We start from the raw sequence: 26,941 nt of genomic DNA, 5'->3' as shown, positions 1-26,941 counted from the left end.
CCACTGTCTGGACAACTTGCTTCAGACGTTACCCTGCAATGAGGTAGTACGGAGCTGCAATATCCTGTACATCTTATTTAGACACCAATTGCACGGATACATCAACTATCAGCCGGTGATGACATCGGAGGTCCATCTGTTCCCCACGAGCAAAATCTCGTTCTGCGATTGCCGTCATTACTGCATGGCAATCACAGGCATCGTAGGTCGAGAGACCCAATCGAAACGCATTTATTACAGATATAGGGGCTTCTACTCCCATGAAATGATAGGGGAGATACATACAAGCATATTTCCCATTTCGACTTACGACATGCCCCTTTTCACGGAGTAGAGACCAGACTCTTTCATCATGGCAACGAACAATAACAAAAACACCTCCAGCAAAGCTAGCTTCATCTGGGCGGCGAAGATTATTAAAGACATCAACCACTCCTGTCTTGGTCAATACCCCTCCATCTTCTACAGGTATGTAAATATCAGCAAGTTCTTCCACTCTACAGATGGGATAATGAAACCTATTACATGAAGGTTCTAAACCTGTCGCATTCGAGACTACATTCATTTCACAGTAATCAGGTACAGCAAATTGAGGAAAATCCTTTAGGATTCTGCTCCGATCTTCCAATGTTTTAACCCCATTCAGCGACCAATGGTCTTTGAGTTCTGGTAAAACAACTTCTTCACCTTGATAACTAAACAGCCCAGTATCAAGATTATAAATGTAATCGTACTCACTCGATTTGCCTGCAGCGATTACTTCCAGTCCCAAGCTCTTAACCCAGCTCAGAAATTCAATAAGATTCGCAGGTTGATCTCCGGCGGCTATTGCATATACAACATTCTTTTGCTTTGCAAGTCGGTAAAGATAAGGTCCCGAAACACAATCTGCTTCTTTGGATACCATGCAAACATGAATTCCATACTGTAAGCATTTTTCCGCCATGCACGAACTGATTTCAGGATTTCCTGTTGCTTCCACAAGTACATCAATATTACAGAAAGGCAGTAACTCCCCATCTTCTAGAATGATTATGCTTCCAGGTATCTGCAGGGCCTGTTCGATTTCGTCCTTGGAATTGCAAGATCGAAATCGCGTCTCGTCATACTGTAGTTTTTTTAATAGTTCAATTGATTCCTGAATATTCAGATCACAAATCACCTGAAGTTCTAGAGAGTCTTTCATAAGAGGGACTTGGGCAAGAAAGGAATATCCGAAGCCTCCGTTTGATCCAATTATCCCAACTTTCGCAACCGAATGCATATCGTGAAACAAGGTAGTATAGTTCATATGTTCAGATCCTTATCCTTTATGATTAGCCGTCATAAACCGGGTCGAAGGGTATATCTACCGGACCCCTTTAAAAAAGGGGTAACGCTAGACTTTGTTGTATCGAGTTAAAATTACTTTGATCTACTTCTAATGGCTTGTATTACTTTCTGAATTACAGGAAACAATAAAAGCACAAAGGTACAGATCAAGATTCCAGCAGAAATTGGTTTTTCAAAGAAAACCCATACGCTCCCTTGAGATATTCCTAACGCTTGACGCATTGAAATTTCCAATCGAGGTGCTAACACAAAAGCCAAGAGTATTGGAGATGTTGGGAATGCATGCTGTTTCAGATAGAAGGCAATTATTCCTGCCACAATCATTACGCCCATATCAAACACACTATTGCCTACTGAATATGAACCTACGAGGCATATGACCATGATAATTGGGATCATCACACGTTTTGATATTTTGAGAAATGAAACCAAGAAAGGGAGAATCGCCATACCTGCAACCAAACAAAGCAGGTTACCGAAATACATCGAACTGATGAGTCCCCAAACAAAATCGGGATTTGATTCGAACAAGAGAGGCCCTGGCCTGAGCCCCCACATCATCAGACCACCAAGTAATACAGCACTCGATGCCGAACCGGGGATACCTAAAGATAATAAAGGTGCAAAAGATCCTACTGCACCAGCATTGTTTGCTGCTTCAGAGACTGCTACGCCATTAATTGATCCAGAACCCATTTCATGTCGATGTTTACCTATTTTCTTTTCTAGAATATATGCAAGGAAAGAGCCCGTTGTTGATCCAGCGCCAGGCAAGAACCCAACGAAATTGCCTAAAACAGCACTTCGAACTGATGGCCAGAATATTTGTTTGAATTCAGCCCAAGTGATCATGCTCTCTCTAATTGATAGTTTTTTCATTCCACCAATCGAAAAATCCTTACTATCAGCCATCATATCCAGCACTTGACTGAATCCAAACATTCCAATCACGAGTGGTACAAAAGCAATTCCACCAATCAAATTCAGATTTCCAAAACTATAACGGGCAATACCTGAGGCACCATCAATCCCGATTGTTGAGAGGAGAACTCCAATACACGCTGCTACCAACCCTTTTATAGGGTCATCACCCAACAACCACCCAATTGAGGTCAAAGCTAAGAAAATCAGAGCAGCAACTTCAGCTGGTCCGAATTTCAATCCAATTTCGGCTAAGAGAGGACCAAAAATAGTCAAAAAGAAAATCCCAATCGTACCACCAATAAAGGAGGCAATATTTCCAGTGGAAAGCGACTTTCCTGCTTGACCTTTTAAGGTAAGAGGATATCCGTCCATTGCAGTCACTACTGCAGGTGTATCACCAGGAATATTGAGCAGAGTTGCACTATATGCTCCACCATACATATTGCCGTAATAAATTCCGGCTAACATAATAATTCCTGCTGTCGGGTCCATCTTAAATGTCATCGGTAGAAGCAATGAAATACCTGCAGCAGCACCAATACCAGGCATGGCTCCCACCAAGATGCCAAGCAAAGCCCCCACAAACGCCGCAGTAGCATTTGAAAAGGAAAAAGCTACAGTAAAACCTTGCAGTAATAACTCCCAATTACTCATTTCTTTCTCCTTTTATTAGATTCCAAAAATTCCGCGAGGGAAAGGGATTCTCAGCCAAAAAACGAATATCAGATACACAAATACTGTTACTATTGTTGAAATAGTCAATGATTTTACTAATGGTACTTTACTGACCCATTTCATCCAGACGAATGAAGTAAGGAACATCGCCGGGATAACCCCCAATAAAACCAGAGCACCAATCGATACCACTGCATATCCTGCAGGAATCAATGGACGTATCCAAAGAGGTATTTTTGCAGAATCTTGGTCACTCACTGCTTGGGGCTCTTTCGTATCATCCTTCTTCCTGTGCAAAATTGCTCGAACAAGGAGTAATAGAGACATCACCATGAGCACCAGAGCAAATAGTACTGGTATAAAACCACTACCTGGCTGGTTATTTCCCCAAAACTTATACACTGCAATCCCTTGTTGGAACCAATAACCAGCAAGTAAGAAAATCAAGAGATTGATTGCGATCTCCATATATTTGCTCCTTATTTAATCAATGGGGGAGCTAGACTCCCCCATTGTAATATCTGGGTTCTTAGAGAATTTCCAGTTTCTTGGCAAAATCAAGAAGCATTTTTTCTGTTTCTGAATAGAACTGAGCAAAGTCTTCAGCATTCATATATTGATTCCGCAAAACATTTCTATCGATGTACCCAGTTTTCCACTCATCAGTTGCAGCTACCTTTCCCATTACATCACTCCAATACTGTTGAGCTTCCTCGCTCATGCCAGCTGGACCAATAACTGAACGGGACATCTGCATGATAACTTTGGGATATCCTAAAGCTTTGAAGGTAGGAGTGGCCTCAAAAGGTGGTTCCATATCGTTTGGTGCAAACGAACCAATCCCGATTAGACGACCTCCCTCAACCAAACCAATACACTCAACAGGGTTAAGGATTGCCAAGTCGAGGTGACCACCCAGCAGGGCAGTTGCTACTTCACCACTGGAAGAAAAGTAAGCCGTGGTATTAAAATCTACATTAGCATTTTCCTCAAGAAGAGCAAGTGCCATTGCATCCAGGTCATCTGCGAGACCTACAGTTAATGAACCAGGATTACCTTTAATTACCTCTTCAACACTCTTCCAATCAGGGAATTCTCCATCAGCACGTGCTACCAACAGAATATCGTCCAGAGCCATATTGGCGATTGGGGTAAAAGGTCCCTTAGGAGACATGCTCTGGTTCACATGCATCGAAAGCATGTTCGCAGAGTTACAAGTAAGCAAATAGTAATTTACATCAGACTTTGCATTCACATACCCGTGAGATACAGCACTTGCCCCGCCCCCCTTGTTTACAACTGTAATGGTCTGATCGACAAGGTCATATTTCTGAATAATATCAGTAATAGTCCTGCCCAAGATATCACTACCACCACCAGCACTTCCTGGAATAACAAATTCGATGGGTCTATCAGGATACACAGCCGCCTCAGCAGCGCCATTTGCCCAAAGTGATCCTGCAATTGCAAGAACACAAACCAACAGTACAGAAATTTTCTTCATAACGTACTCCTTTTTTTTATTGATCTGTAATATTCTGACCATCCACTGACCATGTATTGCAGTAACCATGCCAAGACCAACCAATATTCAGCAAATTTGTCACAAAATTGGCTGATAGAGGGTTATTATTTACTATTTTTGTCTTATTGATGCCTTTGCGAATCTGTAATGTGTTGCATTGCAACACACATGCAACACCACACTACACTTAGGCGAGTCCATATTTTTTTAGTTTCCTATACAATGTGGAGCGATCAATTCCCAAGTGACGTGCAGCTTCTGCTTTGTTTTGTTTCAATTCAGACAAAACTTCGAGTATCTTCTGTTTTTCTTCATCTTCCCTATACTCCGCACCAGAATTCTTCAAATCATCAACTCTTCCAAGACAGGTGAGGAGATCTTTGGATTTAATAACGGTACCGGAGACCACTACCGACAATCGTTCACAGACATTCCGAAGCTGTCGGATATTACCATCCCATGTAAGATGCTTTAGAATAGGGATTACTTCAGGGTCCAGCATATGATGTGAACGCCCATTCAGTTCATCATACTGGATAAGGAAATGCTTTGTTAACAACAAAATATCGTCTTTGCGCTTTCGTAGTGGGGGAATATTTAGCCTCAATACATCCAATCGGTAGAATAGATCTTTGCGAAATAGATTTTTTTCTACCAATTCCTCTAACAACCTATTAGTTGCAGCAATAATCCTAATATCAACAGGAATGACTGTATCATGCCCTATACGCATAATTTCCCGTTCTTCTATGACCCTGAGCAATCGACCTTGCAGATGAAGACTCATCTCTGATATCTCATCCAAAAATATGGTTCCTGTGTGTGCCAATTCAAACAACCCCATTTTTCCTGTCTTTGAAGCTCCAGTAAAAGACCCACCAACATAGCCAAATAATTCGCTTTCTAATAAAGACTCCGGTAATGCGGCACAATTGACGGCAACAAAAGGTCCATTACAACGCTCACTTGCTCGATGAATACTTTGAGCGAAAAGTTCTTTACCAGTGCCAGTTTCTCCTACAAGTAATACGTTCGATTGTACTTTCGCATAGCCTAATGCCAATTTTTTTGTGGCTAGTAGAATCCGACTTTCGCCAATCATCTGGGAAAAATCATACGTAGCTACCAACCCTTTCCTATGGGCTTCACGACGAATTCGTGTTTCAATCTTCTGTATCTGTGAAACTTCTTGCAATGTAATGATTCCCGCTTGGAATTTCCCTTCTACTAACACTGGAATCTTATTGACAACAATTTGAGTTCCATTAATTTCAACAAATTCTCCTATACCAGGTTGCTTAAGATCAATAATGTCTGGGTCTTCTAGTTGGGGCACAACCTCTGAAAGTTTTCGATTGATCACATCATCGCTACAGTGTAGCATTTGTTCAGCGAATTGATTACAGACAGTAATTCGCTTATTTTGATCAACAGTAATGATTCCTTCATGCACATTTGCAACTAATGCATTCAATCGCTGAACACGAACTCGTTCCTCAATATTTGAGTGCCAGATACGCCATGCTTCATCAATTGCTTGACGTACGCTTTCCTTACCGACTTCGATCCGTTGAGCAGGCATCCCCATAGATTTTGCCGTAAGATAGACTGAATTTCCCCCAATAATCAAATCAGCACCATCAGCAATAGCTTGTTCAATTTGTGGTTTCACATCATCTAGGGGCCCTATTTCGTAGGTCATTACAGGGGGAAGAAAGGAAGTGGAAAAATTGGCAACTCCATATACCGCATTAGTGGTCGCTATCAGGGCTATCCGTTTTGAATCAAATTTCTTAACCCCTTCATTCATTGCCCGAAGAATATCGTACCCACTCATCGGGACTTCGATGACTGTGGCATCTTTCCACAACTGATGTAAGTAGGAAGCTGTTAAGCCTCTTGCAATAAAAATATCCCCTACCAGTCTACTACGACGTATTTCAGGAACACCTTTGAAGTTAACGACATGTTTGATTTCATTTCTTTTTGGATGCTCACTAAAGGCCTCCTCGACAGCCGAAACTAGATGTTTGTATGGGGCAATAAATTCTATTGTAAACATGATTTACTCCATTCAATGATGTATTTTCCCTAGCAGTAGGGAGAATTCTGGTATTGTGCTAATTGTATACATTATACAATACCCTACTTACGATTGAAACACCATTGTATTGTTCTTACCTCAATACAAAAGTATTCATGTTTATATGACAAACCTCCCATACCCTGTTATGTTATTGGTATATCACGCACTTTTGGCATGGAGGTCTTGCATGAGTTTATTACTACCGGACATAGATCCGAGACGTATCAGTCTCGCGCAAAAGATCTTTGACCAACAGTTCGAGCAGGACCCCAGACTTGAGCAGGAGATGGATGATCGACGGAAACGTCTCATGTTCCAAGACATACTCTACAACTTTGACTTCCTTTCAACTGCTGTACAAATCGAAGATGAGAAGCTCTTCACGAACTATGCAGTCTGGCTCTATGAGTTGCTCTGCAACCTGATGAAAGATATTGACCGTGATCGCATCAAGGACCAGATGGTCCATCACTACGAAATACTGAAAACCTTCAGTGACAAGCTCTTTGAAGAAGAGACAATGGTTGCTTCAGCAAAAACTATCCTCGATGTAGCTATTGATGCAACTGAAGATGCAATGGACAACTACCAGGTATCTGAAGCCTTTCTCGAAGGTCCCCATCTTCCCATTCGACGAGCATATCTTAACGCACTTCTCAGGAGTGAAACCCAGAAGGCAATCCAAATAATTGAAGATGCACGAAAGGACGGGTTAAGTCTTGAAGAGCTCTATGAGGATGTTATACGTCTCAGCATGCAGGAAGTCGGGGAACTCTGGTACCAGAACAAGATAACCGTGGACAAGGAACACTACGCCACCTCCACCACCCAGATGATCCTTGCTCGCTTCTATCCATATATTTTCAACCAGAAGCCAGTAGACAAGAAAATCCTTACCTGCTGTATTGGCAGCGAGCTTCATGAGATGGGAGGAAGAATGGTAGCCGACCTCTTTGAGTATCGAGGGTGGGAAAGCGTCTACCTTGGGGCAGCAGTCCCTATTCCTTCGTTAGTAAGCGCAGTGGCAGAGCATCAACCCGATCTGGTCGCACTCTCGGTCACCATGCCCCAACACCTTCAGACCTGTTATCTAGCGGTAAAGACATTGAAAGAGAAATACCCTTCCCTGCTCGTGGCAGTTGGAGGGAGAGCATTCAAGACCAGTGGAGGCATCTATAAGACATGGCCCATTGATGTGTATACAGACCTTGCAACAGAGTTGGTTATTTGGGCTGATAAGGTTGTTGCAAAAACATGAACCACTCATTCTTCGTCCGCACTGACACAAAGAAAGTAGTGCAAGAAACATACTGGTCGAAACCCATATCATTGGGCATGCCCTTCAAGACCACCTTGGAGTCCCTGTTCAAACAAGATGATAAAGATCGTTTCAACACGATCTTCTCCAACGCATTAGACCATGAGACTGAAGTCTTTTGTGCCCATATACCTATTATCGAGGAACAGGAACAACTCTGTTTCTTTATTGTCAGTGCAAAGAAATTCGTGTATGTATTGGCATTGGATTATCTTGCTGATCTTCCTTCCTCTATCCAGGAATCACATAACCAGGTCATCTTTGCCATGATCAAGCAATTTGCTGTGTTGCGCGGGGAACAACTGATGCACGCCTCGGAAGAGGTGTACAACCACTTTGAGGAGATCCAAAAACTCAACAATGATTTGGTCAACACGCAACGCCAGCTGCAACGGGCAAACCGAAAACTGGAACAGCTGAACCTGGAGCTGAATAATCGTCTTGTAAAGGATGTATTGACCGGCTTGGTAAGCCGCTATCAGTACCACTCCGAGATGCAAACGGTCATCCAAGAGAATCCCCAGGCTCAAGGGCTCTTTGTCTTCATCGACATCGACAACTTCAAACAAGTCAATGATAATTATGGACATGCCATAGGAGACCAGTACCTGGTTGGATTCTCAGCTCGCCTTGCCAGCCTCTCCTGTACAGGAGTCTCCATCGCCATGCGCATTGCAGGAGATGAGTTCGGTCTCTACCTCCATGGGATGGAAGCAGCTGATGAAGCAGTCGTACAGCATTTTTATCAAACCTTTACATCCCACGTGACAGAAGATCCTATCCATACCGATGCAGGGGACCTTCCTATCTGCTGCAGCCTTGGTATGGCTGTCTATAACAAAGACACTACCAACTTGTTTGAGCTCATCGAGTTTGCTGACTTTGCAATGTACCAGGCAAAACGCTCAGGGAAGAATTCCTATTGCGTGTTTGACAAAAAAACCTATGAAGCAGAAAAAAACGAAGATTGACGCTTGACCTTCACGCAACGTCAGGGTGTATGTATCTATCTATGAAGTATACGATCAAAGAAATGGTTGAGCTAAGTGGAGTAAGCGAACGTACCCTCCGTTACTGGGAGGAGTATGGTCTCCTCACCCCTGTTAGGCACCCTCAGAATGGATACCGACTCTATGGTAAAAAGGAATTGCTGGTGATACAGCAGATTCTATTTTATCGTGAGCTGGAATTCTCCTTAAAAACCATCAAATCCTTACTCGATGACCCAAATTTTGAAGCCGAGAGCGCCTTGGAAAAACAGAGAGAACTACTCCTGGAAAAACGTAACAAGCTCGACCAGCTCATCACGACCATTACGTATACCATCAAAGAAAGCAAAGGAGAGATTACCATGAGCGACAAAGAGCACTTTGAAGGTTTCAAGAAGCAGATGATTGCTGAGAATGAATCACAATTTGGTGAAGAAATTCGCCAAAAGTACGGAGAGGAAACCATAGAGAAGGCAAATGCACAGATGATGGGAATGAACGAGGAAACCTATAAAAAGTTTACAGCATTGGGGAATGAGGTGTTAGAAAAACTCCAGACAGCGTCCAAGGAAGGAGACCCTACCAGCCCTCTCGCAAGGGAAGTGGCATCACTCCATGCCGAATGGCTCCGATTCACGTGGCCCCACTACTCAGCGGAAGCTCATCGGGGCATAGTGCAGATGTACATCGACGATGAGCGGTTTGGGGCTTATTACCAGGGTAACGCCCAATTTCTCAAGGATGCCGTGAATCATTTTCTTGACGAGGAATAAGACTAGTGCTTTTTTTCTAATAAGACGTTAAGCCTAAACTGGATGATCCTCTCGATCACATCAAGGGGCAATGCAGAACCTAAAGGGAACTGGATTGCCCCTTTACTTGTATGATAGGGAGCCAATGCTTCCTGGAACTCTTCAATCGCTTTAGGAAGCGGATAAAGGCCAATATGTTTCTTGAAAGCTGCCATATGGATGATATCCCCACCACCAGGCAAGCTGAAGGTAGGCATCCTCCACTTGATGGACTCCACGACCTCAGGAACCACCTCATGGACCAGAGTACGTATCTGGTCCAAGGGTATTCTCTTCTCTTTCTCAAGCTCTGCAATATAGGTATCTACTTCCTGTGCATACATGACTTTTCCTCTACTCCCACCGTTGCAAAATAGCATCCAGCTCAGAGAGCTCTTCTGAGGAGAATGTAGACGGCTTGTCCAATGCCTTTAAGTTCTGGAGCAACTGTGCCTTGCTGCTGGCACCAATGAGTACACTGGTGATGCGATCATCCTTGAGCAACCAACTGATAGCCAGCTCAGAGAGGCTCTGCCCACGGCGCTTGGCTACCTCATTGAGTTCACCAAGCAACGTTACACGCTCCTTGGTAATGGAATCAGCCTTCAGGAATCGATTTTCACTTGCACGTGAACCTTCTGGAACGTTTCCATCAAGATAGCGTGAAGTCAACAACCCTTGGGCAAGGGGAGAGAAACAGATGGTTCCTGCCTGGTTACCCATGGCATCCAGCAAATCATTCTTTTCCACCCAGCGGTCCAGCATCGAGTACCGCACCTGGTTCAATACACAGGGAGTACCCATCTCTTTCAACAGCTTGATAGCCTTCACTGCTTCTTCTGCACGATAATTGCTGATTCCCACATACAAGGCTTTTCCCTGATGGACCAGATGGGCAAGCGCCCCCATGGTCTCCTCAAGAGGGGTGTTGGGGTCAGGGCGGTGGTGGTAGAAAATATCCACGTACTCAAGACCCATTCGCTTCAGGGACTGGTCACAGCTACTGATCAGGTACTTGCGGCTACCCCACTCACCATATGGCCCTGGCCACATATAGTAGCCAGCTTTGCTGGAAATGATCAGCTCATCCCGGTAAGGAGCGAGGTCGTGTTTTAGAATGGAGCCAAACCGCTCTTCTGCGCTGCCAGCCGGAGGGCCGTAGTTGTTCGCCAAATCAAAATGGGTAATACCATTGTCAAATGCGGCAGTAAGAATACTCCTACAGACTCCTCCATCAGCCTCTACGCCAAAATTGTGCCAGAGTCCCAAGGAGAGCTCAGGAAGGCGGAGTCCGCTCTTACCTGCATACCGATACTTCATGGAATCATATCTAGTTTCATTAGCTGTATACATCATGAATCTACTATAGCGCACAAGTTGGTGTGGTCAAAGCCTTTTTGCCTGTGGTATAGTCAGCACATGCAAATCCTTATTGACACCTTTACAAAACTGGTCTCTTTCGACTCGGTCTCCTATGAGGAAGACCAGATCGCACTCTTCTTGGAAACAGCACTGCTTCATGCCGGACTCTATACAGAATACGATGAGGGGGAGAATTTGTATGGATTCCTTCCCGGAAAAGGTAAAACCATTCTGCTCAATGCCCATATGGATACTGTCGATTTAGCCCGTGGAGCAAAGGTTGTCGAAGATGGTGATCTTTTAAGGAGTGACGGAACCACCGCTCTTGGCGCTGATGACAAGGCAGCTATCGCGGCCATCCTGGTTGCTCTCGATACCATAAAACAGCAAAAGATTGCGCATCCAAATATCGTGGTACTCTTCACCAGAAGTGAAGAACAAGGATTGGTAGGAGCACAGAGTATTGATATAAGTAAGCTCTCTGCCGTATCCCATGGATTCACGTTCGATGCCTCAGGCCCCGTGGGAGGAGCGATCAGCGCTGCTCCCTCACAGGACAAGATAGAAGCGGTATTCCATGGTAAGGGAGCTCATGCCGGATTCAAACCAGAGACGGGTATCAGTGCCATCCAGATGGCAAGCCAAGCTGTCAGCTCAATGAACTTGCTTCGCATCGACGAAGAGACCACCGCAAATGTGGGGTCATTCATTGCTCCGGGAGCCAAGAACATTGTATGTGACAAGGCAACCCTGGTCTTTGAGGCAAGAAGCCTTAATCCAAACAAACTGGCAGTACAATCGACAAGCATGATCGATGCAATGAGAAGTGCGGCCAAGGATCATGGCGGAAGCGTCGATATTACCCATGAACATCAGTATGAGGCATACCACCATAGGGAAGATGCAACAGTACTGAAGCACTTCAAGGAGGCGTGTGGGAGCTTGGGCTTGCCTGTAAGGCTTGCCCCGACACTCGGGGGAAGTGATGCAAATGTCTTGAACAAACTAGGTATAGAGACCCTTGTCTGTACCTCTGGTTATGAAGAACCTCATACAAAGAGCGAATACATCCCCAAGAAGGAACTGGAAAATCTGTTCTCCTTGGTATTGGAGTTAATTACATTATGAAACACATTGCAATGCTTGGTTGTGGGGCAGTTGGAGCCCTCTATGGCCTACGATTACATAACCTGCTGGGTGATGAGCACCTCTGCTTCATCGTTGATGAGAACAGAAAGAATAGATACACACAGGAAGGTATATATCTCAATGAACAGAGAGCTCCCTTTCGATACTGTACCCCAGAAGAGGCTCCAGTGGTCGATCTTATCATCATTGCCACCAAGAACCATCACCTGGAGGAAGCTATTTCCATGCTGAAACCTGTTGTTGGCCCAGATACTGCCATTCTTTCCTTGCTCAATGGAATTGAAAGCGAACGGGAACTCTCAAAGGCTTTTGGAAAAGAGAAAGTACTCTATGGTTTTGCAGTAGGGCTGAATTCCACACATGTTGGTAATCATATCACCTATACCAAGGAAGGCAGGATTGTCTTCGGCGAAAAGAGCAATGAAAAAACAGAACGAATCAAGGAGATCTCCGCCCTGTTTGACAGTGCAGGTGTTTCCTATGTAGTTCCAGAGAACATTGAGCGTGAGCTCTGGAACAAGTTCATGCTCAACACTGCGTACAACACAATAAGCGGATTACTCTCTGCAACCTATGGAGATCTGGATCAAGAGCCGGTATGGGATCTTGCGCAGAAAGTATGCAAGGAAGTACAGAACGTTGCAAAGGCTGAGGGGGTCCTCCTCCCAGATTCCCTCATTGAGGAGAACCATCGTATCGTGACCTCACTTGGTTTTACAGGTAAAACCTCCATGTGCCAAGACATGGAGGCTGGAAGAAAAACAGAAAACAAGTGGTTCAGTGGGACAGTGATCAAGCTGGGAAAGGCCCATGGGATCCCTACCCCCACCTGTGAGGTTCTCTCAGCCTTGGTTGAAGCAAGAGAGAATATAAGCCTTAGGCTCGGCCAAGCTCGATAAGCGCTTCCTGTTTAGCTTTCTTCAGTGTCTCTACCAACTCATTGAGCTTCCTGGGTGCGCACTTTCCACAGTAGATATGAAAGTCGATGTCAGAGGCTGGTACGTTCTTTGCCATCTGGAGCAAGAGAGGTTTTTCCAGGATTCTTACTGCAGGGACATTATACTTTCTTGCAAGACCATCGCGAGCAAGGAAGAAGTGCTTAAGAAAAACCTTCTCATCTTTTGACAGGTACTTCCAGGAAGAGAATTTGGTCCAGCCTGGTTTGTCAGGCCCTTTGCTCTTACCCACCACCTGCATTTGTTCAATCACCTTTGTCTGCAGCCCCTTCTCGGCTACTGCTGCAATCAAAAGATCTTTTAAAGCAAACAAATGTTCTACATCACTCAATGCATATTGGATCTGTTCAGGTCTCAGGGGTCGCTTAAGCCAATTGGTCATCTGATTCTTTTTCTTGTTTGACATCGGCTGTTTGGGGATTTCTGGAAGATACCGTTCTACCAATCCACTGAGATTTCCCATATATCCCAGGGCCATGGCAGGAACCCTGATGTCATACACACCTTCCATGATAATTCCATACTGCTTCCTTACCAGAGCGGAATCACTGGCACAGTCGAACATCACTTTCTCAAGTGAGGTATCTTCCAAAAACTCCTGCAAGGATTCCTTGGAGAGAGTGAAAGGATCAACCAAATAATACGATTTTCCATCAAAGAGTTGGATGAGACAGAGATGCTCCCCATAGATATGGAGATTGAACTCCCCTTCAAAATCCATGGCAACCGATACAATGCCACGTTCTCTCCAAGAGGCACGTAGCTCCGCTAAGGCAGAATCAGAATCAACGATGGTATAATTAAGCATAGGGTGAAAGCATACCAAATACTGAGAGAATAGAGAACCTATTCATACCACTCGTAGCGAAAATGTTTGACAGATGTATAATTACTTTACTTGTTACTCGTAAAAGTATATTTATATTCTAATATGTAATATTAATTGCATATATTTCTCATGTTCATGCAATTTAATTTCCTTTTTGTGATTTTATTTTGTATTAATAACGTTATAAAATTGATTTTTTTGAAATTCTTTCGCTATTTTTGAAAAACCCCTTAACACGATAAAATAATATCGATACCTTATGGACAAACAGATTCACCTAAGGAGTCATCAATTATGAGCGTTATGAGTTTTTCCATTCCCAGAACCATCTACTATGGAGAAGGTTCCCTTGATAAACTTGCCCAGCTTCAGGGCAAGAAAGCAGCAATCGTGACAGGCGGCAGTTCCATGAAGCGTTTCGGCTTCTTGGACCAGGCTGAATCCCTCCTGAAAAAAGCAGGTATCGATTCCATCCTGATCGACGGTGTTGAACCCAACCCATCCGTGGAAACAGTTCAAAGAGGCGCCAAGGCAATGCTTGAATTCTCCCCTGATTGGATCGTCGCAATCGGAGGTGGATCAGCGCTTGATGCAGCAAAGGTCATGTGGTGCTTCTATGAACACCCTGAGCTTGCCTTCGAAGATATCATCCAGCCGGGAAGCATGCCCTCCCTCCGCAACAAGGCAAAATTCATTGCAATTCCCTCAACCAGTGGGACAGCAAGTGAAATCACCGCATTCTCGGTTATCACAGACACAAAGAAGCACATCAAGTATCCCATCGTTGCTGCCGACATGGTCCCAGATATTGCCATTCTCGACCCATCATTGCCCATGACAATGCCGAAGCACATCACAGCCAATACCGGTATGGATGTCATGTGCCATGCAGCAGAGGCTGTAGTCTCTACCGCAGCGACTGCATTTACCGATCCCTATGCCATCCAGGCTATCAAGATGGTCCTTGAACATCTTCCTGTTGCTTACCACGAGCCAAAGAACCTGGAAGCCAGAGAAGCAATGCACGAGGCATCAGCCTTGGCAGGAATGGCTTTCACCAATGCATCCCTTGGCTTGGTTCACTCCATGGCTCACAAGATTGGTGGGGAATTTGGGGTAACCCATGGATTGGCAAACGCCATTCTTCTCCCCTACGTAATCGCCTACAACAAGAAGTTCACTGACAAGTACGCATATGCAGAGAAGATTCTCGGTGTTGCCGACCTTGCACAGGCCATCAAGGAGATGAACCAGAAGATGGATATCCCTTCCAGCTTCAAGGATTGCAGTGAGGTCGATTTCAACGAGGAGAAGTTCAAGGAAGTCTTGCAGAGAATGAGCCAAAATGCTTTTGAAGATCCCTGCACCTTGACCAATCCAGGTACTCCTACTGCCGCAGATGTACAGATGCTGTATGAAGCTGCCTACTATGGAACAGAAGTGAAATAAGACGTTCTTTGTAGTACATACACTGAGAGCCACCTTAGGGGTGGCTCTCTCCTTTTTCACGTACATGATGTACTTGCTTATGTAATTTCCTTTGGAAGGAAGATGTTGAGCAGGATACCGATCAGGGTAGCCAGTGCAACTCCAGCCAGAGTGAACTCCAGGTTCTCTCCCATGGCAAAAGAAAGCATGCCGCCACCGATTCCGATTACCAGTATCACACTGCTGATCGTAAGATTGCGCTTGTCTTCATAGTTTACCCCGGCATCAACCAAGGTACGAAGACCGCTGGAAGCAATGGTACCGAAGAGTAACATGGAGATACCACCAAGTACTGGGTTGGGGATCGTCTGGATCAAGGCGCCAAACTTCGGGAAGAACGATAGGAAAATTGCCACGACAGCTGCACCACCGGTTACATACACACTGTACACACGAGTGAGTGCGAGTACCCCGATATTCTCACCATAGGTTGTGTTGGGTGGACCACCCCACAAGGATGCCCATAGCGTTGCTATACCATCACCGGCAATGGTCCTGTGCAAACCTGGATCCTTGTAGAAATCCTTTCCTACCACCTTGCTGATCGTAAGTGTATCGCCAAGGTGCTCACAGATGGTTGCAAGGGAGACCATGATAAAGGTGATGGCTGCAACAATATTGAACTTTGGCAAGGTGAAGGTGGGAAGACCGAACCAAGCAGCTTCCTTGACTGCTGCAAAATCGATCAGGGCATACTGGGGGAAAATAAGGCCGATGGCCAGGGCAAAGAAGTAACCACCAAACAACCCGATCAGAATAGGAATGATGCTGAAGAACCCCTTACCAAATATATTTGCAATAATGGTCAAGGAGAGGGTAACGGTCGCGATCAACAAGAAATAGAGACTGTATTCACCACTTCCATCATACATTGCCATACCCATGGCAGTAGGTGCCAAGTTCAAACCAATGACCACGATGACTGATCCGATGACTACTGGAGGGAGGGCCTTGTTCAGCCAGTTGTGTCCACTTCTCTTGATGATGTATGCCACCAACATATAAAAAAGGCCGGAGACCACGGCACCACCCATTGCATACGGGACCCCATAGGCACTGCTGATCGCAACCAGGGCCGGAATGAATGCAAACGAGGAACCAAGGAACGCTGGGACCTTTGCTCCGGTGATCAGGATGTAGATAAGCGTACCGGTACCTGCGGTAAAGAGGGCAGTACTCGGACTGAGACCGGTAAGGATCGGGACGAGAATGGTCGCACCGAACATTGCGAAGACATGCTGGACACTCAGGGGAATCCATTGTCCCATCGGTGGCTTGTCGGCCGGACCATACTTCATGGCGTTGGATGGTTGATTTGCCATCAGAAAGCTCCTTGAGTCTGCACACAAAAAACACACTATGGGTGTTGTTTACAGACAGAGGGGATGATGACTTGCAGGAAGTCTCTCCATCCTATCGAGAAAACGGAAGGTTTGGGAAGTATAAATCTGTATGAATATGCAAAATATCTTGGAAATCAGCACCGAAGTGCAACATTATGCCTTATCTCCTGAACAAGGGAAGCAATGCACCGTATATGAACAGCAGTGGGGATGCAAGCAATACAGCAAATATCCCTACCACCAAGAGCAAGGGGTTGGAGAGCATACGGTCATACCAAACAGGCAATTCAGCACGTGTATTTCTTTCTCGTTTCATAGGTCATCCTCTCTTTCTGGGAACAGGATACCCTACACTATGTGACATCTGTTGTCACACTACAATTTTTCTGCAGTTTCCCACATCTGTGCAACAGACTGCTTGTAGCGAAGAACAAACTCCTCGGGCGCTATAGGACGTGCATCGGGTCCATACGAGAGGAGTGTCGAGAGGATCTCCTGAAGGTTGGATACAGGAAGGATGACCTCTAATGCTTCTCTACCCTCCTCTTTTACCAGTCGTTGCTTCTGTTCTGGGTGCCAATTCTGGGTGCTCAGTGTATGAATGGCCCATCCATATACGCGGAAAGTCACATAGGTAACCTCGTTGCCCATAAATATCCCATATCCCGAGTTGATGAAGGAGTCTATCTCTACATCAGAGAACCGACTCTTCATCCGATCCCCTTCGATCTGGGCAAGCTGTTCGACCCTGGAAAGATGGAAAGTCCTGAGTTGTCTGTGCTGCATATCAAAAGCAAGCAAGTACCATCTCCCAGTATAGTTCACCAACCTGAGGGGCTCGATATGCCTATGAGAATGCACACCCAAGGCATTCCTGTAGTGCATACTCATTCGCTCCTCACTCTTCATTGCTGAACAGATCTTGTTGAATATCTCATAGTCAGGCCAGTCCTGAACTGGAGTAATGAAGATAATCTTATCGCTGAGGGAGCGATAGTGCTTCTCGACTCCGCTATCAATGCCCTCGCTGATCATCTCTGTCAGGTCAGACATGATTCCCTGGGATTGGGCCAGACTCTTCACGATTGCATTGAGCACCAACATTCGCTCATTCGAGTTGGAGAAAAGGGTAAATGGAGTCTGGTAATGGTACCAGTTCCTGGAACGGTCATAGGTAATGGGAGCTCCAAGATGCTCACGCAAGTAGGTGATGTCCCTCAGTACTTGCCTCCGTGAGATGGAGAACTCTTGTTCAATGAGGGAGGTCTTCACTCCCCCATTCTCCTCAATACTCCGGTTGATGAATACGATTCGTTCGAGCTGGCTCATGTGGTCAGTATACATCAAAAGGCTCTTCCCGGGGGAAGAGCCAATTTGAAACAATGCTATATCTTCTGCTTACTTGGCAGCTTTCAATTTTGCCTCGAGTTGGTCGAGGAAAGAGGAAAGTTCCTTTGGCAGATGATCACCAAACTTCGGGTAGTGATTGGTACGGACGTCTTCGACTTCCTTGAGCCAACCATCTATATCGACAGAGAGAAGCTCTCTCATATCTTCTTCGCTTACGCCTTCAGGAAGGTCGATTGCATCAGGTGTAGGCATGGTACCGATCGGGGTATCAACAGACTTTGCAGTCCCATCACAGGCCTCAAAGACCCACTTCAGGACGCGGCTGTTTTCACCAAATCCAGGCCAGAGCCACTTGCCGTCTTCGGTCTTTCTGAACCAGTTGACGTAGAAAATCTTGGGAAGCTTGCTCTCGTCCTTTGCAGCCTTACCAACGTTGATCCAGTGCTGGAAGTAATCTCCCATGTTGTATCCACAGAAGGGAAGCATAGCAAACGGATCACGACGGATGGTACCGACCTTGAGGTCGAGGGCTGCTGCGGTGATCTCAGACCCAACGATGGACCCGAGGAATACACCGTGGTTCCAGTCGTAGCTCTGGTGTACAAGAGGAACGGTATGAGCTCTTCTTCCACCAAAGAGGATTGCACTGATGGGCACACCCTTCGGGTCTTCCCATTCACTTGCAATACTGGGGCACTGGGCTGCAGGAGCGGTAAAGCGGGCATTGGGATGTGCAGCAGTCTTCTGCTCCTTGTTTCCCTTGTCCTGGATCCACTCATTACCATGCCAGTCGATCAACTTGCTTGGGGCATCGTAGCCAATACCTTCCCACCAAACATCATTGTCCTCTGTGAGGGCACAGTTGGTGAAGATACTGTTCTTAGATGCACTAACCATTGCATTATAGTTGGAATCATTGGAAGTTCCTGGAGCAACACCGAAGAATCCAGCTTCTGGATTGATCGCATACAGCTGTCCATCGGAGCCATACTTCATCCAAGCGATGTCATCACCAACGGTCTCGACCTTCCAACCTGGGATGGTCGGAACAAGCATTGCGAGGTTGGTCTTTCCACATGCGGAGGGGAATGCACCTGCGACAAACTTGCTCTTGCCTTCAGGACTGGTTATCTTGAGAATGAGCATGTGCTCTGCAAGCCAACCTTCGTCATGAGCCAAGACTGATGCAATGCGTAGTGCAAGACACTTCTTTCCAAGCAGTGCGTTCCCGCCGTAACCTGAGCCATAGGACCAGATCTCACGGGTTTCTGGGAAATGGGAGATGTACTTCTGCTCAATGGGAGCGCAAGGCCACTGGCCATTGTCACTCTCACCATCAGCAAGCGGCTTGCCTACAGAGTGGTAGCAAGGTACATACTCACCATCGGTTCCGAGCACCTCAAGGACCTTTTCACCAACACGGGTCATGATCATCATATTGATGACAACATAGGCACTGTCAGTAAGCTCAACACCAATCTTAGCAATCGGGGAGCCAACAGGACCCATTGAGAAAGGAATAACATAGAGGGTGCGTCCCTTCATGCAACCGCGGTAAAGACCGGTCATGGTCTCTTTCAAGGCAACTGGGTCAATCCAGTTGTTGGTCGGCCCTGCTGCTTCCTTGCTCTGTGCTGCGATGTAAGTTCTGTTCTCAACGCGAGCAACATCAGAAGGGTCTGAGTTGTAAGCAATACTACCAGGCTTCTTCTCAGGATTCAGGGGTACGCAATAGCCACCAGCAATCTGCTGTGCGACCAATTCGTCGTACTGGGCGGCACTACCATCGGCAATGACGATTTCTTCAGGGGTCGTGAGTTCTGCAAAATCCAGAATCCACTGCTTGAGCCCAGAATGCGTAAGATCTGCGACGTTCATGGACTACTCCTTCATAATAGGGATGCACAATTCACTACAATCGGAGGAAATGTGTTTTTCCTATATTACTGATTTTCCAATCTTTAGCAATATAATGGGCTATACTTTTCGTAATATTTCTTGTTTTTTTAAAACATAGTCCCATGGAATCGCGAATTGAAGCTCAGATAGAGTTCAGGAGGAACATCCTCGGGAATATCGAGTAGGTAATCCGAGATTTTTCGGATCCGTTCCTTCAAGCTATCCTTCTTGTTCGCCTGTGCTTCTTTCAATGCTTCCAGACTTTCCAGAATGATCTGCTGGCTGTTTCTCACTTCCTGGATTGCCATCTTGAACCGCTGGCTCAGATCAAGAATGATCTGCTTTGTGGCCTCTGGATGTGATGCAATAAAAGCAGGGAAACTCTCTTGGGAAATCTCGACCAGCTGGCAGTCACTGAGGGCTACAGCTGTGGCATTGCGTGGCTCCTGCTCAAACAGTCCCATCTCTCCCAAGCTGGAATTGGGCTTGGATATCTCGAAGAGCTGGAATTGCTGGGGTGTATGGTAGTTCAGGTACAACCCGACAGTACCACTTTTCAGAAGAAACATGGTGGAACAGGACGAACCCTGTTCATAGATGATGGTTCCCTTCTGAACTTCGAATACCGGGTGTTTGTCATCGTATGTATCACTCATGGGCGACCTCCTCTCCTAACAACAAGTATACTATTACCTGTGACAACAGTACAAGGGAAGCTTGCAACCTGCAATTTCTGTGATAGACTTTCTGCTATGGAAACAAAATGGGTGCCCAAGAAGGAAAAGTTTGCCTATGGGTTCGGCTGCTTTGGGCAGAACATGCTGTACAATCTTATGGCAAACTTTCTGCTGTTCTTCTATACAGACATCTTTGGTCTCCTGCCCGCAGCCGCTGGGATGATTCTTCTGCTTGCCAGGATGTGGGACGCAATCAACGATCCACTGATGGGAATGATTGCCGACCGTACACGCTCTCGTTGGGGAAAGTTCCGCCCCTATCTCTTGTTCACCCCGATTCTCTTCGTACCTTTTGCAGTGGCTGCCTTCAGTACCCCTGACTTCTCCCCAGGAGGGAAAATCGCATGGGCAGCGTTCACATATATCAGCTTCGGCATGATTTACACGGCCAGTGATGTTCCCTTTTGGGCAATGAGCAGTACCATAAGCGAGGACACCAAGGAAAGAAGCAGCATAGTTGCCTACCCGCGTTTCATGGCGACTGTTGCAATTGCCTTGGCAACCTTGGCAACACAGCCATTGATCCTTCTCTTCTCAGTGGAAGGGAAACCGGAGCGGGGCTACCAGATGACAAGCCTGACATATGCGCTGCTGACCGTCATATGCTTTCTCATCGCCTTCCTGTTTGTGAAGGAGCGCGTCTATGCCGATGGGCAGGAAAAACCCAGATTTTCCGAAATCCCCAAGGTTTTTCTGGACAACAAGCCACTGTTGCTTGTTATTCTGAGTGGACTATTCACCGGTATCGCGCAGACAGGGAAACTCTCCATGCTGATCTACTATGCAAAATACAACCTCCAGAATGAATTGCTCTATACCCTGCTTGCAGGGATCAACATCCCTTTCATCCTGATCGGGATTGCAACCGTCCCCTACCTGACCAATAAAGTAGGCAAAAAGCGTGCATGTATCATCTACTATGCAATCTTTGCTGCAGGCAGCCTGGGATTCTTCCTTACCGGCTGGAACAACTTCTTTGTACTGTTGTTCTTCAACTGTATCAGTTCGATCGGGATGGCAAGCCCACAGGTAATCCAGACTGCCATGATCGCTGACACCATCGAATATGGTGAGCTGAAAAGCGGGAAACGCAATGAAGGAACCATTTTCAGTAGTCAGACATTCCTTGCAAAGCTTACCGCAGCTGTCACTTCGATCATCATTGCCTCCACCCTCTCCTTGGTTGGATATATTCCCAATATGGCGCAGAGCAGTTCAACCCTTTGGGGAATCCATAGCCTTACCACCCTACTCCCATTTCTTGCCAGCATATTCGGTATTATCCCAATCCTCTTCTACCCGCTGAGTGAGGAGAAGCATCACCAGATTGTCGAAGAGCTCCACCGGCGTCGAATGGCTTCAGATTGACAGAGAAGGGGCACACCACTACCCTTAGAAACATGACAGAACTCGCACTTCCCGCAGGATCCCTGCAATCAGCACTAACTGCCTTCAAAGAAGGGGCAGATGCTGTATATCTCGGGCTGAAAAGTTTTTCCGCTCGTGCAAACGCCACCAATTTTACCTTCGAGGACTTGGCAAAGCTTCGCCAAGTTGCGCTTACTGAAGGGAAAAAAATCTATGTGACCGTAAATACCCTCATCGAAGAATCAGAGTTGGATGAGGCATACAAGACACTCAAGCATATTGACTTCATCGGCTGTGACGGAATCATCGTCCAGGACCTGGGCTTGATCAACCTTGTGAAAACCTATGCCCCTAACCTCTCTCTCCATGCAAGTACCCAGCTGGCTGTACATACCATCGCCGGGGTACAAGAACTGGTTCGACTTGGATTCGAACGAGTGGTGCTTGCCAGGGAACTGACGTTCCAGGAGGTCAAGCGAATTCGTGAAGCGTGTAAGGATGTGGAACTGAAGGTGTTCATCCATGGCGCCCTCTGCTATAGCTTCTCAGGGCTCTGCACCGCCAGCGAACAACTATGTGGCAGAAGTGCAAACAGGGGCAGTTGTGCCCAGATATGCAGAAACTACTTCACTGTTGAACATGACAGTGCTGTGCCAAGTACGCTTTCCCCCATCCCACAGGGAGTCAAGGATGGTTGGTTCTTCTCCATGAGTGACATGAAAGCGGGCCCTGTTGCAAAAGAACTGGAAGAGCTGGGCATTGAAAGCCTGAAGGTGGAAGGGAGGATGAAAAGCCCTGCCTATACTGGTTTGGCAGCACGCTACTACCGGGCGGTTCTTGATGGGGATGATAGCGCAGAAGAGCTGGAAGAGGCTCTCTCAGTGGTCTTCTCCCGTCGACAAACCTCTGGTTGGTTGGCCTCCTATGGACGAGAGAAACAAGACTTCACCATCAGGAGAGCCCCTACCCTTGGGAGTACAAGCTACCCAGGTCATCGTGGTATCAAGGCTGCAAGGATCACACTGGTTAAGAGTGATTCAGTCATGGTTACCCTGCTCACCGATGTAGCACTCCGGGATGGTTTGATGTACTTCATCAGAAGCCAGAGGCAACCAATCGATACCATCAAATTTGGTATCAACTCCCTGATAGACCAATGGGGCAGAAGCATAACCGAAGCCTATGAAGGAGAGTCTGTGGCAATACCACTGCCAGCCAATGCTCCCCGTCCACACACCGGTGAATTCTTCTACCTGATCAGCAGACATGACCAGAATCCTGCCCTGATCAGTGAGGCACTTCCTCTCAGCAAGCATCCACTAGCCATGACATTCACCCTGGAGGATGGATCATTGTCGATCCAATGTCCCTATGGGGAAGCAACATACGAGATTCCCACGAGCGAGGCTCGTAAACCCCAAGAGACTGAGGCCAATATTGTCTCCATTTTCAGCCAAAGTGATACCTCTTTCCTCACCCTTGGTTCCATCAACCTTGTGAATAAAACACAGCTCCCTCTTGAGCAGATATTCCTACCGCTCTCAGTTCTGAAGACGATCAGGCGTGACTGGTATGATCTTCTTGACCGGACGCTGGCCCAGGAGCTTACCAAGAGTCTAATTCGTGAGCCCATTGCCGAGAAACTGGAAATGAGCACACTTCCTCCTCGTTCCCTGCTGCTCACTGAACAGAAAATCCCTTACCTCGAATTGAAGACGCTCGCACATGCACAGCAGCCACTTGCTTCCTTGCTCTTCAACCATGAGGATCACTATTACCTACCCTTAAGTCCGGTTATGTTCGATGAGGATGCATTCTTCGCTGATTTGGACAAGGTTGTTGCCAGAATGAAGGAAGAGAATCTTTTGGATTCAGTCTCCTTTGGATTGAACAACTTGGGTCAGATTGCATATTTCAGGGATCATCAATTGCCTTGTTTCTTTGATATCTACCTATACCTGGCAAACAGCGAGGCGGCAAACCTAGCCCTCACGTTTGGATTGAAAATGGAGGGTGGCTATCTTTGGATGGAAAGAACAGAGACAGATCCAGAGTACTGGCCATTCATTCCCACTGTAGTGGATGATGCATTCAGTCCGCCGCTGTTCATCAGTCGATCATGTTTCCGTCATGACTCACTTCGGTTAAGCTGTGAGGGATGTCCTCATAGGGGATCATGGTATGTGAAGGGTGACAACCAACGGTACCGGGTTATCGTAGAGGATTGCATCACTACCGTTGTGAATGCTTAGCATTCGTTTTCCATTGCCTCCTGGAAAGGGGAGAAAAGAGGAAAGGCAAGCTTGCCTTGTCTGTCCATCTCTTTCAGCTCATCGTAGGAAACCCAACGGTAGGCAGTAGTCTCTCCTTTCTGCAGGTGAATGGAATCGGGATCAAGCATTTTTCTCACCAGAAAGATATCGACAAATGAAGCTACTTTGAGCACGGTCCCCAAGCAGGTGATTTCTTCAGGGGAAGCTTCAATGCCGGTCTCTTCCCTCAGCTCCCGCAGCGCAGCATCCAAACTGGTCTCCCCTCTCATTACCGATCCTGCGGTATTCTCCCAATGCCCGGGAAACAGTTCCTTCTCTTCAGAACGGAGGGTGATGAGTATTTTCCCGTCCTGATTCACGGTCCACACTGAAACCACAACATGATACTCACCCTCACCTAGGGGGAGGCCACGCTGGTGAATTCTTCCCAGAGGCTTTCTTGCATGGTCATAGAGATCCCAATATTCCCTCATGATGGCTCCTTACTCTGCATAATAGAAATTCTTCATGGCTTCCGCAAGTAAAGAAAAAACAGGGCTCCCTATTCTCAACTGAGAACGGGAGCCCTTGGAGTGCATGATGGGCTGTTTAAATAAGGCCGAACTTCTTCACAAAGGCTTCAGCATTCTGGATTGAACCACCAGCTGCGCCCTTTACGATGTTGTTGACCATCAAGAGGAATCCGATCTTTCCATTCTTCTTCTTCAAGCGGCCGGTGTACACCACCATTCCACTGGGATTCCCCCAGAAGGCATACTTGGGCTGTGGGAAGGTGGGATCTGCACCATATTCAACAGGCTTCGCTGCGGTGGAAGGAAGGTCTGGTACATTCTTGAAATCTGCCCAATCCTTGACAATGTCCTCAACCTCAACATCCTGCTCCAGATCCAACCAGACAGCTTCAAGGTGTCCAAACATGACCGGCACACGAACGGTGAAACAGTATACCTCTGGATCAATGGTAAGGATCTTCTTGATCTCTTTCTCGATCTTCTCTTCCTCTCCCCTGATGAAGGGAATACAGTTATCGGTGATATCGAAGGAAGAGAGACCTGGATAGCCTGCTCCACTGACGCTCTGGTAGCTGTGCAACATGATATTCTTGATACCATATTTCCGTAGTGGGGCCAGAGCCATTGCCAACCCAGTGGTGACGCAGTTGGCATTGGTTACCACAAAACCCTTTTCGGGATATCCTTGTGCCTGTACAAGATCAAGCTGTTCAATATTGGTTTCCGGGATAAGAATGGGAACATTGGGATCATAACGCATGGAAGCCGCGTTCGAGAACACAAAGAATCCATTATCTCGAAGCTGTGGTTCAGCTTCACTGGCAACCTCAGCGGGAAGGGCGGAGAACACAATCTGTACCCCTTCTTCCTGCATTGCTTCAATATTAAATTCCTTTACTTCCACGTCCCTGATTTTCTTGGGCATTTCAAATGGCATGACCCAGTGCACTGTGGAAGCATATTTCAAGCCGACACGAGAAGCTGATGCTGTTGCATACGTGAGCTCAAACCAAGGATGATCTGCAAGCATCCACATAAAAACCTGTCCAACTGCACCTGTGGCACCCATTACGGCAACTTTAATTTTCTTCTCCATCGAGGGGTCTCCTAACCGGATTGGTATCCGTTTTCTTCACTAATGTATCAGTACGGTACTGATTTTTCAGAGTTTGCGCAATAGTTAAGTAACAAATAATTGAAATTTTTAACAAAATGTTATTATATTAACACAAAGTTCAAGATAGTGAACCCTTTTTCGTGTTTGCATAGTACTGATACAACCTAGCTATGTATAGCCTCAGACCAACACTATCTGAGTGTAGCAACCTTTTGTACTGGAACACTAAAGGCTATACCGCTTCCCTCTTCCTGCAAGAAAGGAAGCTTGGATACAGCCTCCATTACCGCATCACGTTCTGTGTGGGGAAGAAGGATTATGAGCATTTCTTTCTCGGGAACCAAGGATGCGGAGAAAAAGTCGATATCCTCCGAGGTTGCCGTTCCCCTTCCTTCCATAATCGTCCCACCTCCGGCCCCTGCCTTACGGGCTACGGCCATGATATCATCAGCAAATCCGCTAGCACAGATCATGTATACCAAGTCAAATGCATGCTCTTTCACAACTGGATGATCTTCATTCCTGCTTGCAGGAACAGATGCAAGCAGTCCTCTGGTATGGGGAAATCTTGAAAGCGCATCCCACACCGTTTGTTCAACCCCATCATCAACCAAGGTAAGCAACACTTCCTTGTCTGCATCACCTAGGCCCAAAAGACAGAGCAATGAACTTGAAGCAGTGCCGCGTCCCCTGAGAATGGTACCCCCACTGCTCCCTGACTCTTTTGCAAGTTGCATGAGTGAATCTGCTTTTCCTGCTCCTACAATAGCCAACAACAAGCTACTCATTGTCCTTTTCCTCCTTTTTTTTGCTTGGCTTGTTTTCGTTTGTAGAGCAAGCCTAAGAGTTGGACTATCACCACCGGTGACATGGAGACAAAAATGATAACCCCGAATGCATCACTGACAGGGTCGCCCC

Annotated in this window: 24 protein-coding genes; 8 read left to right on the top strand and 16 right to left on the bottom strand. The window is 46.3% G+C overall.

The window, feature by feature from the left end; all coding sequences use genetic code 11:
• Positions 1-73: 73 nt before the first annotated feature.
• The 5 genes from JF818_RS02640 to JF818_RS02620 all read right to left on the bottom strand — a co-directional run bounded on the left by JF818_RS02640 (position 74) and on the right by JF818_RS02620 (position 6,518).
• On the bottom strand, positions 74-1,291 hold the full coding sequence (locus JF818_RS02640) for a homoserine dehydrogenase (protein ID WP_198890438.1): 1,218 nt from the start codon (positions 1,289-1,291) through the stop codon (positions 74-76).
• 113 nt (positions 1,292-1,404) lie between these two features.
• On the bottom strand, positions 1,405-2,910 hold the full coding sequence (locus tag JF818_RS02635) for a tripartite tricarboxylate transporter permease (protein ID WP_198890437.1): 1,506 nt from the start codon (positions 2,908-2,910) through the stop codon (positions 1,405-1,407).
• Positions 2,911-2,925: 15 nt separating this feature from the next.
• Entirely contained in the window at positions 2,926-3,399 is a 474-nt protein-coding gene (locus tag JF818_RS02630; RefSeq protein ID WP_198890436.1) for a tripartite tricarboxylate transporter TctB family protein, read from the bottom strand.
• Positions 3,400-3,460: 61 nt separating this feature from the next.
• On the bottom strand, positions 3,461-4,435 hold the full coding sequence (locus JF818_RS02625; RefSeq protein WP_198890435.1) for a tripartite tricarboxylate transporter substrate binding protein: 975 nt from the start codon (positions 4,433-4,435) through the stop codon (positions 3,461-3,463).
• Positions 4,436-4,643: 208 nt separating this feature from the next.
• Positions 4,644-6,518 (bottom strand): sigma 54-interacting transcriptional regulator, encoded by a 1,875-nt coding sequence (locus tag JF818_RS02620; RefSeq protein WP_198890434.1) that lies wholly within the window; start codon positions 6,516-6,518, stop codon positions 4,644-4,646.
• A gap of 211 nt (positions 6,519-6,729) precedes the next feature.
• Here JF818_RS02620 and JF818_RS02615 point away from each other — a divergent pair, with 211 nt between their 5' ends.
• The 3 genes from JF818_RS02615 to JF818_RS02605 are packed head-to-tail and all read left to right on the top strand — an operon-like array spanning position 6,730 to position 9,622.
• Positions 6,730-7,800, top strand: coding sequence for a B12-binding domain-containing protein (locus tag JF818_RS02615; RefSeq protein WP_198890433.1), 1,071 nt, complete (start codon positions 6,730-6,732; stop codon positions 7,798-7,800).
• Complete coding sequence (locus tag JF818_RS02610; protein WP_198890432.1) at positions 7,797-8,831, top strand: GGDEF domain-containing protein; 1,035 nt, start codon at positions 7,797-7,799, stop codon at positions 8,829-8,831. Before JF818_RS02615 ends, JF818_RS02610 begins: the two co-directional genes overlap by 4 nt.
• A 29-nt stretch (positions 8,832-8,860) precedes the next feature.
• Complete coding sequence (locus JF818_RS02605; protein WP_370570295.1) at positions 8,861-9,622, top strand: MerR family transcriptional regulator; 762 nt, start codon at positions 8,861-8,863, stop codon at positions 9,620-9,622.
• Between the two features lie 2 nt (positions 9,623-9,624).
• Here JF818_RS02605 and JF818_RS02600 read toward each other — a convergent pair whose 3' ends face one another.
• Both JF818_RS02600 and JF818_RS02595 read right to left on the bottom strand, forming a co-directional pair.
• Complete coding sequence (locus JF818_RS02600) at positions 9,625-9,984, bottom strand: iron chaperone (RefSeq protein ID WP_198890430.1); 360 nt, start codon at positions 9,982-9,984, stop codon at positions 9,625-9,627.
• 10 nt (positions 9,985-9,994) lie between these two features.
• Complete coding sequence (locus JF818_RS02595) at positions 9,995-10,996, bottom strand: aldo/keto reductase (RefSeq protein ID WP_198890429.1); 1,002 nt, start codon at positions 10,994-10,996, stop codon at positions 9,995-9,997.
• 63 nt (positions 10,997-11,059) lie between these two features.
• Here JF818_RS02595 and JF818_RS02590 point away from each other — a divergent pair, with 63 nt between their 5' ends.
• The gene (locus JF818_RS02590) at positions 11,060-12,130 is read left to right on the top strand and encodes a M20/M25/M40 family metallo-hydrolase (RefSeq protein WP_198890428.1); all 1,071 of its coding nucleotides are present in this window, start codon (positions 11,060-11,062) and stop codon (positions 12,128-12,130) included.
• Positions 12,127-13,050: a ketopantoate reductase family protein gene (locus JF818_RS02585; RefSeq protein WP_198890427.1), complete on the top strand. Its 924-nt coding sequence runs from the start codon at positions 12,127-12,129 to the stop codon at positions 13,048-13,050. The genes JF818_RS02590 and JF818_RS02585 overlap by 4 nt, the downstream gene beginning before the upstream one ends.
• On the opposite strand, the gene JF818_RS02580 is transcribed toward JF818_RS02585, so the two are convergent.
• Positions 13,028-13,915, bottom strand: a complete 888-nt coding sequence (locus JF818_RS02580; protein WP_198890426.1) for a 3'-5' exonuclease — start codon at positions 13,913-13,915, stop codon at positions 13,028-13,030. The two genes, JF818_RS02585 and JF818_RS02580, sit on opposite strands and share 23 nt — an antisense overlap.
• Before the next feature lie 315 nt (positions 13,916-14,230).
• Between JF818_RS02580 and JF818_RS02575 the strand changes: the two genes are divergently transcribed.
• A complete protein-coding gene (locus JF818_RS02575) occupies positions 14,231-15,385 on the top strand; it encodes an iron-containing alcohol dehydrogenase (RefSeq protein ID WP_198890425.1) in 1,155 nt (384 codons plus the stop codon).
• 77 nt (positions 15,386-15,462) lie between these two features.
• On the opposite strand, the gene JF818_RS02570 is transcribed toward JF818_RS02575, so the two are convergent.
• The 5 genes from JF818_RS02570 to JF818_RS02550 form a co-directional block, all read right to left on the bottom strand.
• Entirely contained in the window at positions 15,463-16,746 is a 1,284-nt protein-coding gene (locus tag JF818_RS02570) for a uracil-xanthine permease family protein (RefSeq protein WP_198890424.1), read from the bottom strand.
• A 181-nt stretch (positions 16,747-16,927) separates the two neighbouring features.
• On the bottom strand, positions 16,928-17,083 hold the full coding sequence (locus JF818_RS02565) for a hypothetical protein (protein ID WP_198890423.1): 156 nt from the start codon (positions 17,081-17,083) through the stop codon (positions 16,928-16,930).
• Positions 17,084-17,142: 59 nt separating this feature from the next.
• The gene (locus JF818_RS02560; protein ID WP_233065760.1) at positions 17,143-18,096 is read right to left on the bottom strand and encodes a YafY family protein; all 954 of its coding nucleotides are present in this window, start codon (positions 18,094-18,096) and stop codon (positions 17,143-17,145) included.
• A gap of 69 nt (positions 18,097-18,165) precedes the next feature.
• A complete protein-coding gene (locus tag JF818_RS02555; protein WP_198890421.1) occupies positions 18,166-19,995 on the bottom strand; it encodes a phosphoenolpyruvate carboxykinase (GTP) in 1,830 nt (609 codons plus the stop codon).
• A gap of 128 nt (positions 19,996-20,123) precedes the next feature.
• On the bottom strand, positions 20,124-20,672 hold the full coding sequence (locus JF818_RS02550; protein ID WP_198890420.1) for a Crp/Fnr family transcriptional regulator: 549 nt from the start codon (positions 20,670-20,672) through the stop codon (positions 20,124-20,126).
• Positions 20,673-20,768: 96 nt separating this feature from the next.
• Between JF818_RS02550 and JF818_RS02545 the strand changes: the two genes are divergently transcribed.
• Positions 20,769-22,121: an MFS transporter gene (locus tag JF818_RS02545; RefSeq protein WP_198890419.1), complete on the top strand. Its 1,353-nt coding sequence runs from the start codon at positions 20,769-20,771 to the stop codon at positions 22,119-22,121.
• A 32-nt stretch (positions 22,122-22,153) separates the two neighbouring features.
• Positions 22,154-24,373 (top strand): U32 family peptidase, encoded by a 2,220-nt coding sequence (locus JF818_RS02540; RefSeq protein WP_198890418.1) that lies wholly within the window; start codon positions 22,154-22,156, stop codon positions 24,371-24,373.
• Here JF818_RS02540 and JF818_RS02535 read toward each other — a convergent pair.
• The 3 genes from JF818_RS02535 to JF818_RS16305 form a co-directional block, all read right to left on the bottom strand.
• Positions 24,370-24,867, bottom strand: a complete 498-nt coding sequence (locus JF818_RS02535; RefSeq protein WP_198890417.1) for an NUDIX domain-containing protein — start codon at positions 24,865-24,867, stop codon at positions 24,370-24,372. The genes JF818_RS02540 and JF818_RS02535 overlap by 4 nt on opposite strands.
• Positions 24,868-24,982: 115 nt before the next feature.
• Positions 24,983-26,002 carry an aspartate-semialdehyde dehydrogenase gene (gene asd / locus JF818_RS02530; protein ID WP_198890416.1) on the bottom strand — a complete coding sequence of 340 codons (1,020 nt, stop codon included), beginning with the start codon at positions 26,000-26,002 and terminating at the stop codon, positions 24,983-24,985.
• Positions 26,003-26,214: 212 nt separating this feature from the next.
• Positions 26,215-26,811, bottom strand: coding sequence for a hypothetical protein (locus JF818_RS16305; protein ID WP_233065730.1), 597 nt, complete (start codon positions 26,809-26,811; stop codon positions 26,215-26,217).
• Positions 26,812-26,941 lie beyond the last annotated feature (130 nt).

Origin of the sequence: Sphaerochaeta sp. S2 (assembly GCF_016406725.1) — a bacterium.
Taxonomy (GTDB): Bacteria; Spirochaetota; Spirochaetia; order Sphaerochaetales; family Sphaerochaetaceae; genus Sphaerochaeta.
This window is presented reverse-complemented; position numbering and strand designations above follow the sequence as displayed.

Coding starts and splice junctions, on each gene's coding strand:
- JF818_RS02600 (WP_198890430.1), bottom strand. CDS start 9,984: ATGTATGCACAGGAAGTAGATACCTATATTGCAGAGCTTGAGAAAGAG.
- JF818_RS02625 (WP_198890435.1), bottom strand. CDS start 4,435: ATGAAGAAAATTTCTGTACTGTTGGTTTGTGTTCTTGCAATTGCAGGA.
- JF818_RS02610 (WP_198890432.1), top strand. CDS start 7,797: ATGAACCACTCATTCTTCGTCCGCACTGACACAAAGAAAGTAGTGCAA.
- JF818_RS02545 (WP_198890419.1), top strand. CDS start 20,769: ATGGAAACAAAATGGGTGCCCAAGAAGGAAAAGTTTGCCTATGGGTTC.
- JF818_RS02560 (WP_233065760.1), bottom strand. CDS start 18,096: ATGAGCCAGCTCGAACGAATCGTATTCATCAACCGGAGTATTGAGGAG.
- JF818_RS02615 (WP_198890433.1), top strand. CDS start 6,730: ATGAGTTTATTACTACCGGACATAGATCCGAGACGTATCAGTCTCGCG.
- JF818_RS02630 (WP_198890436.1), bottom strand. CDS start 3,399: ATGGAGATCGCAATCAATCTCTTGATTTTCTTACTTGCTGGTTATTGG.
- JF818_RS02580 (WP_198890426.1), bottom strand. CDS start 13,915: ATGCTTAATTATACCATCGTTGATTCTGATTCTGCCTTAGCGGAGCTA.
- JF818_RS02535 (WP_198890417.1), bottom strand. CDS start 24,867: ATGAGGGAATATTGGGATCTCTATGACCATGCAAGAAAGCCTCTGGGA.
- JF818_RS02555 (WP_198890421.1), bottom strand. CDS start 19,995: ATGAACGTCGCAGATCTTACGCATTCTGGGCTCAAGCAGTGGATTCTG.
- JF818_RS02605 (WP_370570295.1), top strand. CDS start 8,861: ATGTATCTATCTATGAAGTATACGATCAAAGAAATGGTTGAGCTAAGT.
- asd (WP_198890416.1), bottom strand. CDS start 26,002: ATGGAGAAGAAAATTAAAGTTGCCGTAATGGGTGCCACAGGTGCAGTT.
- JF818_RS02640 (WP_198890438.1), bottom strand. CDS start 1,291: ATGAACTATACTACCTTGTTTCACGATATGCATTCGGTTGCGAAAGTT.
- JF818_RS02595 (WP_198890429.1), bottom strand. CDS start 10,996: ATGATGTATACAGCTAATGAAACTAGATATGATTCCATGAAGTATCGG.
- JF818_RS02635 (WP_198890437.1), bottom strand. CDS start 2,910: ATGAGTAATTGGGAGTTATTACTGCAAGGTTTTACTGTAGCTTTTTCC.
- JF818_RS02585 (WP_198890427.1), top strand. CDS start 12,127: ATGAAACACATTGCAATGCTTGGTTGTGGGGCAGTTGGAGCCCTCTAT.
- JF818_RS16305 (WP_233065730.1), bottom strand. CDS start 26,811: ATGAGTAGCTTGTTGTTGGCTATTGTAGGAGCAGGAAAAGCAGATTCA.
- JF818_RS02540 (WP_198890418.1), top strand. CDS start 22,154: ATGACAGAACTCGCACTTCCCGCAGGATCCCTGCAATCAGCACTAACT.
- JF818_RS02565 (WP_198890423.1), bottom strand. CDS start 17,083: ATGAAACGAGAAAGAAATACACGTGCTGAATTGCCTGTTTGGTATGAC.
- JF818_RS02620 (WP_198890434.1), bottom strand. CDS start 6,518: ATGTTTACAATAGAATTTATTGCCCCATACAAACATCTAGTTTCGGCT.
- JF818_RS02570 (WP_198890424.1), bottom strand. CDS start 16,746: ATGGCAAATCAACCATCCAACGCCATGAAGTATGGTCCGGCCGACAAG.
- JF818_RS02550 (WP_198890420.1), bottom strand. CDS start 20,672: ATGAGTGATACATACGATGACAAACACCCGGTATTCGAAGTTCAGAAG.
- JF818_RS02590 (WP_198890428.1), top strand. CDS start 11,060: ATGCAAATCCTTATTGACACCTTTACAAAACTGGTCTCTTTCGACTCG.
- JF818_RS02575 (WP_198890425.1), top strand. CDS start 14,231: ATGAGCGTTATGAGTTTTTCCATTCCCAGAACCATCTACTATGGAGAA.